Annotated in this window: 3 protein-coding genes; 2 read left to right on the top strand and 1 reads right to left on the bottom strand. The window is 31.4% G+C overall.

Annotated features, from left to right (window positions below; genetic code table 11):
• Entirely contained in the window at window positions 1-5130 is a 5130-nt protein-coding gene (locus RTY06_RS10640) for an Eco57I restriction-modification methylase domain-containing protein (protein WP_312824798.1), read from the top strand.
• A gap of 93 nt (window positions 5131-5223) precedes the next feature.
• Window positions 5224-9141 (top strand): SEC-C domain-containing protein, encoded by a 3918-nt coding sequence (locus RTY06_RS10635; protein WP_312824796.1) that lies wholly within the window; start codon window positions 5224-5226, stop codon window positions 9139-9141.
• A 257-nt stretch (window positions 9142-9398) separates the two neighbouring features.
• Here the strand turns inward: RTY06_RS10635 and RTY06_RS10630 are convergent, their stop codons facing one another.
• A complete protein-coding gene (locus RTY06_RS10630; RefSeq protein WP_312824795.1) occupies window positions 9399-13928 on the bottom strand; it encodes an SMEK domain-containing protein in 4530 nt (1509 codons plus the stop codon).
• Window positions 13929-14007: the final 79 nt, after the last annotated feature.

Below are 14007 nucleotides of genomic sequence, written 5' to 3'. Positions count from 1 at the left end.
ATGTCATTGGATTCTTTTAATTATAAAGACGATATTTCTATTATTAATGGGAATAAGAATGAGCTTATAGTCTTTGAAAAGGAAGCTGATACACTTTCGTTTTTAGAGTTGTTAAAACTTAATAATCAAAATAATAACAGGAGTCTTATCACGCTCAATTCTACAACGAATACTAAAAAATTTCTGAATCGCTATCAAAATTTTGATGGAAAAATTTTTCTTTGTCTGGAAGGAAGCAAGATAGGGGATGCAGCCACACATAAAATTCTTCTAGAATTTAAAGAAAAAAATATAAAAGATATAAGAACTATGTATGAGATTTCCCAAGTGGGAAATAAAGATCTAAGTACATACCTTCAAAATAAATTAGATCTTCAAAATAAAAATATTACTTTAGTTGAACCAAAAAATTCTGAAAATGCAGATGTTATCATTAAATCAGAAAGATTATCCGACACTCAGCACTTGGGATCCAGTTTTTCTGAACGAAATTCTGGAGAATCTCTCGAAAGAAGCCAATCCGAACAAAACGGAGATTACTCAGGAGGACAAACTTTGGGCAGTAACAATGCTGGAAATGGACTTGAAAAGCCAGAGCGGAGCGATACTGGAAACGGAGGAAGCGAATCCATTGACACAGCAAAACCTGACAATGTTAAAGAGAATGAAGGAAGAAAAGATTCCTTTGGCGGAATCTTATCCGGGAGAGTTGTATCCGATAGAATCGAAAGAAGATTAGGTGATTCCAAAAATATTGAGGAATTAAATTCTCTTATTTCAAAATATAAAGGTCAAAAACTGACCAATGAACAGGTTGCGGAGGTGGTTTCTGCAGCTTGTTTTGTTTCTGAGGATAAAAAAATTACTTTTCATCCCAATGTTGAAATTACTGATGATCTAAAAAACATTTGCAATCAATATAAAAGCGGCGGTACTGCTAAGGAGGGACGTGGAATTCTAGATGAATATTACACCGATTCAAAAATCGTAGAAACGATTCGAAATCTTATCAAAGACCAGTTTAAAAATCAAAAAGAGATTTCAGTTTTAGAGCCAAGTGTTGGGACTGGAAATTTTCTCTACGCTGTAAAAGAGCTTTCTTTAAAAACTAAAGTTACAGCTTTTGAAATCAATGATACTACAGCCAAAATAGCTAAAATTTTTCATCCTGAAACTGACATCAATCTACGTTCATTTGAAACTGAATTTATTGATGACCGAGGACAAAAGACTGAAGCAAAAGAATATGCAGAGAAATATGATTTAGTTATCGGTAATCCGCCCTATGGGGAACATCGTGGTTTTTATAAGGGATTGGGAGAAGAACCTAAGATTAGTAAGTACGAAGATTATTTTGTTAAACGGTCTTTAGATTCTTTAAAATCAAATGGTCTTTTGGCAATGGTGCTTCCTTCAGGTTGGCTGAATAGACAAAAGAAACTAGAAAATGCTGAGATTTCAAAGGCATACCGTTTACCAACCAGAGCCTTTGCTGGAACTCAGGTAGGAACTGATATTATTATCCTTAAAAAATCATTGCTAAAAATCACTAGAGATATTTCTAATTATTTTGAAGAGAATCCCGAAAATATATTAGGGGAAATTCGAGAAAAAAGTAATCGTTTTGGAAGAATAGAACAATATGTGTACGGAAACTTAGATGAAGCTTTAACCATCTGGGAAAAGCTGCAAACAAAAAAAGAAACCGAACGAATTGGAAACCTTTTTGAAGATTTGTTTTTAGAGAGTTCAGATTCTGAAAATCCCGTCATTGACGTTATACAAAAGAATACTCAAATTGAAATTAGTGTTGATGAAGTTCAAGAGAAGATCGAAAAGGTACTTTCAACCTTACATGAAATCAAATTTAAATCTCCAACAGTTATTAAGGAAATTGAAAAGTACATCAAGCTTAAAGAACAAATAGAAACAAATAGTCAGTCATTTTCTGCTGTAAAACTAAAAGAGACTCTTGATAAATCTGAGAAAATTCTTCAATCTCAAAATAGAAAAGATTTAGAATATAGAGTCCAGACGAAACCGGAAATAAAGAAAGGTATTCTAAAATATCTGTTTTCCAAATCTGATGAAATAATAAATACATCTCTTCAAAATAACACTTCCATTTCCCATGAACAAATTGAAGCTTTTCGTGATACAAATTACGATGGAACTTTGAATAATAAAGACAAACACTACCAATTTGCCAATTTCATTGACGGAAAATGGGTACACGATTTTTATTATGCAGAAGGAAATATTTATGCTAAACTGGAGCAGTTGGAAAAAGACTTTGTTGATAAGTACGCCGTTGATAGAACTGAGGAGCAGTATCATAAGCAAATGAATCTACTCCTTAAAGTTGTACCTATTCCAAAATCTTTGGATGAAATATCAGTCAGTCCCAATCATGAATTTGTACATCAATTTACTCTAGGTCAGGTAGAAAAAGAACAATATAATAGTGCAACTAGACTTGTGGAAACTGTCATTGTTGATTACAATCTTGCTGAAAAATTTAAAGATTTTGTTGGGAGTTTATCAAATGATGCTTTTGCAGGCTCTTCAGCTTGGGAGGTTAAAAGTTTTGTAGATAATGAAACTGTAACAGGAAGTGATAAAGAGCGAAATGCATTAGTTCGTGAAAGACGTAAAGTTGCAGCTAATGATCTTTTTCACAAATTCGTTCGTGAAGAGTTATCAGATGAACTAAGGGAACGTTTTGTAAAGGATTTTAATCGAAATTTCAATAGTATTTACGTTCCAGATTATTCCAGATTTCCGTTGTTTTCTAAAATTTTCCAAAATTTCAAAGGGAAAGAACTTAAATTGACTGAAGTTCAGAAAGCCGGAATCGGACGATTGACGACAAAAGGAGTTGGCTTATTGGCGCACGAAGTTGGTTTTGGAAAAACGCTTTCCGGAATATTGTCAATGCACGAAGCAATGGAACGTGGGAATGCAAAAAGACCATTGATTGTTGTTCCTAATGATAGCATTTTAAAACAATGGGTGGAAACAATATTTGAAACCATTCCAAATGCAAAAGTAAATGTGTTGGGCAATCTTGGAAAGGATTATGATCTATCCAAATTTGATAACAAAGACGGAGAAATAACCATTGTTACCTATGAAGGCTTCAACAATATCGGTTTTTCAGAAAACATTACCCAAGATTTAGCTTCAAAATTCTCCTACATATCCGAAAGCGAATTAAGAAGTGTGAACTCTATCAGCGAGAGAGATTTTCAAATAGAATTGGAAAAAGAGAAAGAGATTGAAGGAAAGATGAAGCGAGGTAAAATCTACGATTGGGAAGATTTTGGTTTTGATCATATGACTTTTGATGAAGTTCACAATGCCAATCATATTGTAGGAAAAGTTAGAATTGAGGATCGAAGATTTGCTTCAGATTTTAGAAGTCAAAACCAACAAACTTCCAAACTGGGGATTAATACCTGGATGGCCTCACAGTATATTCAAGATAGATATAATGGTAGAAATGTAACTCTACTTTCAGCAACGCCTTTTACCAATAAACCTCTAGAATATTATTCAGTCCTATCGTTGATTGCCAATAAGCGGTTAGAAGAATCAGGATATTTTAATGTGAATACATTCTTTGAAACCTTTATGGAGGCGGATAATGATATGGAAATCGATGCCAAGGGAGATGTGAAATTTAAAGCCAATGTTAGAAGGTTTAAAAATAATTCTTTATTTCAACAGCTTTTGTCAGAGTTTATTGATATAAAAGGAGAGGAGGATAATCCTGAATTGATCAGACCAAATAAAATAAACAAAGAGTATAAAATTGAACAGAATGATCTAACTCAAGAACAGTATGACTTACTAACAGATAACTTTGATGATACTCAAAAAGGCGCAATTTTAACTCATATTCTAAATGCGAGGCTTATAGCAATTTCACCATATTTGTCATCCTATTATGATAAAGAATTACCTTCAGTAAAAGAATTTATTGAGAATTCTCCTAAGCTTAATGAAACAATGAATCTCATACGACAGAATAAAATGGATATTCCTGATTCAGGTCAGATTATTTATTCTGAATTAGCGGTCTCAGAGTTTCTTAAAATGAAGGACTATCTTGTGACTGAAGTAGGTTATAAACCAGGAGAAGTAGGTGTGATTACAGGGGTAACTACTAAGCCCAACAGATTGAAAATTCAGGATGATTTTAATTCAGGAAAAATTAAAATCATCATTGGTAGTGAAGCGATCCAGGAAGGAATGAACCTTCAAGAAAATACTACAGATTTGTATTTGCTTTCTCTTCCCTATAATTTTACAACTTTGAGACAGGTTGAAGGTCGTGCTTGGCGACAAGGAAATAAGCACGAAAATGTTAGGGTAAACTTTATGCTTACTAATGATAGTATTGATGTTTTTATGCTTCAGAAACTTCAATCCAAACAGGCAAGATACTTGGAAGCAATGAAGAAAGGGGCGAATGTTCTAGATGTTTCTGATATAAGTACACAGGAACTCAAAACTTCTATTATTACTGATCCTGAAACGAGAGCAAATATTGAAATTGAACTCCTGAAGAAAAAGATAGAAGTGGAGAAAAATAAGCATTTGGCAGATATAGCCTTTGTGCTGAGGAAGCATAATGACTTTTTGAAAGTGAAAGAGATGGTAACCAAAGCAGAGTTATCTTATAACAGGATCTTGGGATATTCAAATGATGAAGGTGAGAATTCGGGATATTGGAAAAATCAACTTCCATCCTACCAGAAAACAATCGATTTGGCTAAAGCTGAATTGCAAAAAACAATTGAATTTTTAGCTGAAAAAGGAATTAACGTTGCAGAAATAGAAGCCCAAACAAAAAACACTGAGGATAAAATTAGTGAGTTAGATAAAAAATTTGAACAGCTTCCTGATATAAAATTAGATTTAGTTACTCGATATAAGAAAGAAAAGGATGAAAGCTTAAGATTAAATCAATTTAAAGATATTGTAAAGGAGAGAAATATTGAAAACAAAACTTTTTTTGTTATTGGTAAGGTTGTTTCACATCAATTACTCAAAGAAAATCAAATACCGCCAAAAGAAGGCAAATCTGAACAAATTTTTTCGGGTTCTGCTGGAATGAGAAGATAGAATTAAATTATTCGTAAAATACAAATCTTTAAATTTTATATTCACTTTTAAATGAATTTGACTATGACAGTTTGACACGTAGTAGCACAGGCTTTGAATAAATTAACTGTCAAAATTTCATTTTTTATAAAAGGCTCAACTTTGGTGATTGTGGTCACTAAATCTCTGTGTGACAGTGAAAAAAATCTAACCATTAAAATTTTATTTATGAGAATAGGACGCAATGATCGATGCCCTTGTGGATCTGGATTGAAATACAAAAAATGTTGTATTGATAAGCCAAAGAACAGCTTGTTACAGATTAGACCTTCGAAGAAAATGGATAGTATTACATTTTTTTCAAAATATGATAAGTTAGAATTGTTGAAGATATTTGCTGGGCTATCAATTCTCCCTGAAAATCATGGGAAAAATGTAAGACTTGAAGAATTGGTTGTTAAAACATTTCTTTCTGAAAAATACGGAGCGGATGCCCCAAATAGTACCGTATTAGATCAATTCTTAGCTGAAGCATATTCTTCTCATGATATGGAAGATCTCTGTACAAATACTTTTACAGATTTGATTACTTTCCTTGGAGGCGACTATGTTATTTTTCCTGGTATTACTGAAAATGGACAAGGACTTTTGAGCAACCAGCTTGGATCTATTTTCCATTGGCCGAATAGTAATATTCCAGAATGGTTTAAAGATAATACTGTTACGGCATCATTATTTATGCTTGGTATTTCTGATCTTATAGCAAAACGTTTGGGGTATACTAGATATATGGTAGACTCTTCGGAGACTAATAAATTGATTGTTCCTGATAATTATAAGTTGGAACAATTGAAAAATGCCATCTTTATTAGTAAAGAGGAAATGACAGATTTTTTAGAAAAGAAAAACATTTCACCAGAAATAGTGGATTTTTTTACTATTGATCCCGAAAGAGAAATCACAGAATCTTCAATAGATCCTTTCAGTAATGCAATTTTATATAAACCAATTTTAAAAACAGAGGAGGGGTACATAATACTTTCACCTACGACAATTTGTCTTTCTCTTAGTCGTTTTATTTGGAACATGGCTGAAAATAATCAATGTATGAAGGAGGTTAATGACGCTTACCATGCCTTTGCTTGGAACAATTTGCAATTAGGATTAGATAAATTAGGGTTTGATTTCGTTTCAATTCATGAAATAGTTTTGGATGAAGATATGAAGGCTGGTTTTTACCAATTTGATAGTGATAAAATTGCGTTTGTGAGATACCTTGGAGATAGCGGGAAAAACTACAGCTTTTCTGAGTTTGGATTTGAGGATATTGCAAGTCTTGAAGGAGTAGGGCAACCAACAAAAATAGTAAGTGCCCTAAGAAATGTTGAAAAGTATAAAGATTTCAAAATTTTTTCGATATCCATTCCGTCAGTAATTGGCGGAATTTTAATGTATTCAATTAAAGAGGATGGAGCAGATGAAATTTTAGCAATGCCGATTCAGGAGCTTGATGTTTTGATTCAAATGCGGAATGTAGATGCGATTGATCTGTGGAAATTTGCCAAATCCCGAAAAGCATTGGTGAAGTCAAATCCTTTGTTTTTCAGTTTTTCAACTTTAGATTTATTACAAGTCTTTATTGAAAATTCCAATTCCTTTTATCTTTCTGATGAAAGTGCAAATGTAGCACCATTTGCTGAACCTGGTGATGCGAGGGACTGGTGTATCGAAGCGAAAACTAAAACTGATAAGCACTCAATACTCCGAAAAAAAGGAAGCGGTTATTCTTTTGTTGGTGTCGAAAAGAAGGATAGTTTTATGCCTGTATATTATAATCAGCATGAGCTTTTAACTGGGAATCCTTGTTTTGCTGTTGAAGGATATGATAACCCAATATGGGTAATGCCTCATAGTACTCCAACTGTTGCATCCTATGGTCTAAAAAATATGTATTTCCAAATTTCTGAGGGGATTAGCTATTGGCTTTGGCAGATACAGGAAAATATTAAGATGTACATTAAACCTCTTCTAGTAAAACCTTTTGAAATTAAATTTGAATTTGATAATCCTGAGAAATTTGATGCAATAGAGAGAAATTATAAAAGAGAAGAAAATCTTGAAACATATTTTAACCTTGTCTTGGAAGATAGTGGTTTTAAATTAATAATACCTAAAGAAATTGTTGCCTATCTTTATGGAGGTGACAATGAGGGTGAAAGAGTTTTAGTGAGTCAAATACTAAAAGGTTTTAACGAATTATTGGTTAGAGAAGGTTTTGATATGATTCCAGAAGCTAAAGTTGAGGAAACAGTAGAGAATGACGTTCCACTTGGGATGAAGAAAAAGTTTTATATTTTAGATACAGTTGATAATTTGTTGATGGACCCTACTAATCTTAAAAATTATAGGTACATTCAGGAATATGATTCAGGAAAAGTATTGGATCAAATTGTGGGTCTTCTTGGAGACAAATGCCCTGCCATTGGCGAAATAGCTACTAAAGATGAACGTTTAAAACTTGTAAGAGGAATAACAAATGATGCTTTGTTTGGTCTTTTGAATGCCAAGCTTGAAAATTTTAATTCGTTAGAATTGCTAAAACGGCTAACAGGTTTGAATGAAAGTTTAATTAGAAAAAGGGAACTTTTAAAAATAGAAATCCCCACAAGAATAGCCTGTTTTGTCACTGAAGAACAACAGATAGAAGACGTTTATCTTACACTTTCTAAGCTCAACAGGACCACGGTTTCTGTTCGATGTCTCATTGAACATCTTGCTGCAGAACAGAAAGATGGTGGTAAGATTCCATCTACTACGGATGTTGACGAATTAATTGCTATAATGGATCAAATTATAAAATGGGGATCAATAGCAGACATGATATTCTTTGACCTATTTGATGTTAAAATGAGTGTTTTGCCGTCGGGTCGTATCGGAACTATAAAACAAGAAATGGCTGATGTTTTCGACCCCTATCATAAGTCGAAAACATCAGAAAATGTTCACGATACTGTGGAAGCATTTGACCAAATCTTTGCACAAAATCTGCAAGATAAAAATGTTTCAGATGTACCTGAAAAGCTTGATAAAGCATTTATAGAAGATTATGGAGTGTCTTTTACGAGGATATGCTATTTTATTGATATTTTGTCAGAAATTGGATTCAAACAAGCATTTGATTATGCCTCTTTTCCTTTAGATAAATTAAAAGAAGAGATAAATAAAAATGCTGTACTCAAATTTTCTGACTCGGAGTTTGATAGTGTATTGAATTATTTATCCTTAGAAAAAAGAGGAACCGTACATTTTCTGCCAAAAAATTCAGGTTTCGAAATTTCGGATATAGTTCCTTTCAAATATAATAGAATGCTTTCGCTGCTAAGGAAACCTATAGTACTTTTTGGAGAACAGAGTTCATCTGACAGAATTGTATTTTGGGGGCCTAGACAGGTTTTGGACAGTAAGAGAATTTTGGCAGACCAGTGCCAGTCTGGAAGACTCCGTGTACCGAAAAAGGAATCTGCCATTATTTCAGTCTTAGGAGCATTTGCTCAAGAACGAGGAGATGGATTAGTTAGGGCTATTATTGCATCTATTGATCCAACAAATTTAGTCATTGATCAGGAACTATTTATTGGACCTGGTTTCGAATTTAAACATTCTAAAGATATTGGAGATATTGATGTGTTGATAATTGATGCTTCTAAAAAAATACTATTTAGCCTAGAAAGCAAAAGCATGTCTCCTAGTCGCAATATAATGGAAATGGTTTCTGAAGTAAATAAATTATTTGGTAGTGATGGTACAAGCGGATGGGTTAATAAGCATATGGATCGTGACACTTGGTTAAAAAGTAACAAGGATCAAATAACTAAAAAATATGGAATTGATGTCACAGATTATCAAGTAAAATCATTTTTTGTCACTGAAGAAGATATGCTTACTCCCCATCTTAGGAAGATGCAGTTGCCTTTACCTTTTATTACACGATATGAACTGGAAAAGCATGGATACCAAGTACTACTTAAATAGAAGTATAATTTGAAATTAAGTGATAATCTTTGATAATTTTAATGCTATAATAACAGAATAATTTTTGAGGTTATTAGTGGTATAGCGGGAGGAGGAATTCCCTTCTCCCCAATCGTAAGAGCTAAAATAACTAGAATTTAAAAACATCAATCATTTCTCTATACCATCTATTTTTTTATTATAGAATATTTAATGAGTGAAAAAACTATATATAATGATCAGTATGGTTTTTTATTGCATTTTGAAATAAGTGATATTTAAGAAATGTCTTTTAGTCGCCAAGTAAGCTCTAAAGCTTCCTGCCAGCCTGAGCTTGCAAATTGGTCTAAAATTGTTAAAAGATTCAAAAAACTTACCTTATTGTTCAACACCGCTTTATGATCAGATAAAGCTTTTTCTGTTAATTTAACTATTTCCCGCAATGTCATATAATCATACGTAAAACCATTTGTAGCTGAGCAATTAACTACTTTAAAAGCTAAAGACAATAAGTATTCTGGATCAAAATCAAAAACAACATTTAATAGTTGCATAAAGTAATAGCCTGTATTTGCAACCATATAACCAGAGTCGACTTGAAGCGAGCGGTCAGTTATCTTATCAAGTAAAGGTTTAATTTTAAAAAAGAATTCCTCAACTTTGTAATTATCAATCTTTTTATTTACATTCTCACCTCTACCTATTGAAATTGCGAAGTACAATTGTTGTACACAGTGATCAATTAATGTAAAATCATCTTTTAAATCATCTTTTTCTAAGTTCTTTTTTAGTAATGACTCAAAGCGGAAATCAATGATTTCAAGTAATATATCAAGAAGAGAATTCTCGTTTGTAATTGTTACATTATCATTATGTGGATCAATAGTATGTACAATAGAAATTACTAATCTTTTGCTAAATCTAAAATCATTTATGCTTTTATATATGATAGTTTTTGAAATTAAACTATTATGAAAAAGATATAATTTTAAGAGTAGAACAACGTAACTACCAATTATTTCTTCTGCACGCCTACCTGATAAATTCTGAAAGGCAGGAAATAAATTATATACTATACTTTCTATCTTTTCAATATTTTGTGATATAGTATCTGAGTAGCTTATATTTTCTATTAAACCCGTTAAACATATTTCTTTCTGTTCAATATTTGAGCGCTGATGTAGAATGTTCCAAAAATCTTCATTTCTGTTATGCCAAAACCAACCTGCATTATTTAAAAATTCGAGACGAACTTGTGGATCATCATCATGGGAAATCATAATCATCAGCTCAGCTAATTCGTCGGTTTTTTCTTTCCTAAGCATGTTAGCGATTGCTCTAGCTATATTAGGCCTAAGATTACTTTCTTTTAATCTTAAATGTAAATTATCGTCTTCACTGGATAATAGTTTTGGCAGTTCTATTATGTAGTAATTAAATAAACGTTTAAAGAAAATTTTATGTTCATTTCTAAATCTTATGTTGGAATTGGTCAAAATTCTAATACATTTTGATGTAATATTATCGTACGTTAACCGAACTCTATCATTTTTGTAATTGCGTGTATTGACATGTTTAGATAATTTTAATAATGTTGGATAAATTTTTTCAAAATCTCTTTTTAATGGTTTCTTATTATTTGTTTTATCAAATGTCTTATTAAATACATCAATTATTTGACAAGTTTTAAATGCACTGATATCTTTTTTATTTTCTGGATCAAAACCAGCATATTGCATTTCTTCTTCAATACTTCGAGAAACTATATCTGCCATAACGACACCTCGAAAAGATGGTTTATTTTCAACATGCTTGTTATTTAGTATAAAATTGTTTGTTTCATTCAATACTGTATTTCCTTTAGGAATACAATTTAGCAAACGACTTACAATTATATTTCGATATTTAATCATTGGCTCTTCTCGCACATCATATTCTAGGTCAAGTATGAGTTTTTCCAATAGCTTTCTTTCAGCCGTATTAAGGTGTTGCCAAACCATCGACAAGAGAGAACCTGCTTCTTCAGAAGTATCACTACACAACAGTATTGTTTCGTTGCAAAGCAAACTATAGCCTGTTTTATATGTAATATCAGGATATTGGGTTAAGAATTTTAAAAATCTGCGCCACAAATTGCAGCTATGTGCTTCTTTTATAAAAATATTTAAGTAAGCATTTAGAAGCTTATACTCCTTACTCTCAATTAACTTTACAAACCATTTAAAAATATTAGTTCCAAATGATAAAACGCCATGATCTTGATCATCAATTATATCCTCAATAAAGCTCTCAATAATAAAATATGTGCTAATATTATTTACATTTAGAATTTTTTTTCGAATTGCGTTGAAATCGAAACTGTGATATTTGTTCACTAATTCAATTCCTAAGCATAAAACTTTATTTGGATAACGTTCTAACAAAGTAGAAAATTCTTTTTCCAATCTAAAGTAAATTAAGCTGTAATCCTGTGATCTTGTACTTCTTAATGATAATAAAACAGTTCCAAAATTTGTCTCTTTTTTGCTGGTTTCATGATGTTTGTAGAGCCTTCTGAAAATATGACAACCGAGATTTTGATCGTATTTGAAAATATGGGGGACGAACTCCGACAAACTTAAAAATGGCCGAATTGGGAAGTCTTCTTCATCAAGAAAATCAAGAGTATTATGAATCAGATTTTTTATATTAGTCTTATTATATTGAAAAACTTTACATAAATTATCAATACCAAAAGGACTTTTTTGATCAATAAGTTCTTTTTGAGAAATTGATAATTTCCTTTCATTAAGTACATATTCCCAGTAATTACAGCATATTTGGGCTAAGATTTTCCATTCATATTGATTAGATTCATTTGATTTTTCAAGTAAAATGATATAATCATTAATTTGTCGTCCGAATTCCCACATAAAGGACCAATGCATTTCATTACTTAAAGACAAAAATAAGTTGAGGTCTTTTTTTCTTAAATGAGCGTTCGTAATAAACCTGATAGCCTCCAAAATCTTATTAATATAAGTCCCCTTATCGATAATATCTAAACCATTAAACATTGGTAAAAGATCTTGTGTGTATTTGTAAGAATCTACAATAACATAATTTAAGATTGTCTGATGTAATAGTCTGAATAAAGGAATTTCTTGTTTTTTTATACCACGGTAATGTGTCCAAAATAGTTCTTTGTGTTCTCTCCAAAGTTTATCATAGAAATACACAAATGCCTGACGAAATATAAATGGCATTTTTTCATACATGTTGACAAACTCAATAAGCTCGAATACATCTTCTGAAATTACATATTTAGACAGAGCATAATCCAGCATAATATTATGATTAAAACCAATTTTACGATTATTTATAGACATAGAACTAATAACACCTTTACTATTCAATTCATCAAATACTAAGACGTTAGATTCATTTAAAATCGTAGTTTTATCGACAATCAAACTCTCTTTTTCTGCCAAACCTAAAGTCAAATTGTACAAGAATATATCTGTACCAGAAGATTCAACAACTTTTGTATTCCAATAGAACGAGAGCAACTGTTCTTCAGTTTCAATCTGTGCAATTTCTTTAATTGATAGCTTATTTTCCTGCTGTAAAATTTGGTTTAAGATGTTAAGGAAATAAGGTATATGCAAAAGTTCTCTTAATTCTATGCTAGCTCTTTTGAAAACTGCGCTCAGTGAAACATTCGATAGTAAAACAGTTTCTAGTTCTTTGCTCGATAGTTTGGGGATTTCAAGATGACGGCAATAAATATCTTTCTTTAAATTATCTATTGGAAACATTTCACGTAATTGAAGTGATTTGGAAGCATCAAAACTTCTTACACTTACTAGTATATTCCATTTAAGTTTTAGAACGGTAATTGATTTTTTAATTTGTTTTAAAACTGTTTGCTTTAAAAGGGAATCCTTTGCTGTATCATAAGCATCAAAAATCAAGATACCCTTTTTACCTTTGTAAGGTAACGTATAAGAAGATAAAATTTCCAGCCATCCTTTTTTTATTTGGAGCTGCTCATTAATTTCATCATCTATTCCTGTAGTTAATTCATTAATTCTAATAATTATACAAGGAATCTTCTTTACTTCGCAAAGTCTTTTTAACTCCTCTAAAATAAATGTCTTTCCATATCCGTGACTACCAATTAATAAACCATTATCAATTTGAACGAAATGGAAAATTTCTTTTATAAGGTTTGTTCTTTTAACATATAATCCGCTCGATAATTCTAGAGAGGGCTGGTGAATTTGATTAACAGTAACAACATCTTTTCCATAAGTGAATCTTAACTTTACAGGTTCAACTACATCTTCTAGAATTAAGTTTATTTTTTTAAGATCTGAAGGTGTTGTATTTTTATGATAAATCATTTTTGATAGTTTGTCAATATCAAGACCTTCAAAACTGATATTTTCTATTACTTCTTCTTTTAAGATAGAAGATGAACATTTGTGAGTTATGAACAGAATGAAAAACTTTATTTTCTTTCTGCTCCGATTATGTTTCAGAAATGATTCTTGGCAACTTTTTCGTTTGGATCTATAATTCTTATTGGACGTCACCTGCACATAAACACCCTTTTTAACATCATACAGATCAAAACTATCCTGATTACTTTTTTCTTCATTGGCATTTACTAAATTCCATCCGAAACTTAAGTTTAAAATATTTAAAAAGATATTTTCAGCGTTAAGTGCTTTATCTGTTAATCCTAAAGAATTATTAGTAGAAATGACTTCGCTATATTGGACTAAGTATTTTAATATACCATCAAAAAACACTTCTGAACTCATATCTATAATTAATTTTTTTCTAATTTATTTAATTTCCAGAATACCAATTTAAGAATTTAATGTGGTCAGCAAATCAAAT

This window comes from Epilithonimonas sp. (assembly GCF_032055105.1).
Classification (GTDB): Bacteria; Bacteroidota; Bacteroidia; order Flavobacteriales; family Weeksellaceae; genus Epilithonimonas.
This window is presented reverse-complemented; position numbering and strand designations above follow the sequence as displayed.

What these genes read in the sequence shown, in the direction of transcription:
- RTY06_RS10640 (WP_312824798.1), top strand. Translation starts at nt 1, where the DNA reads ATGTCATTGGATTCTTTTAATTATAAAGACGATATTTCTATTATTAAT.
- RTY06_RS10630 (WP_312824795.1), bottom strand. Translation starts at nt 13,928, where the DNA reads ATGAGTTCAGAAGTGTTTTTTGATGGTATATTAAAATACTTAGTCCAA.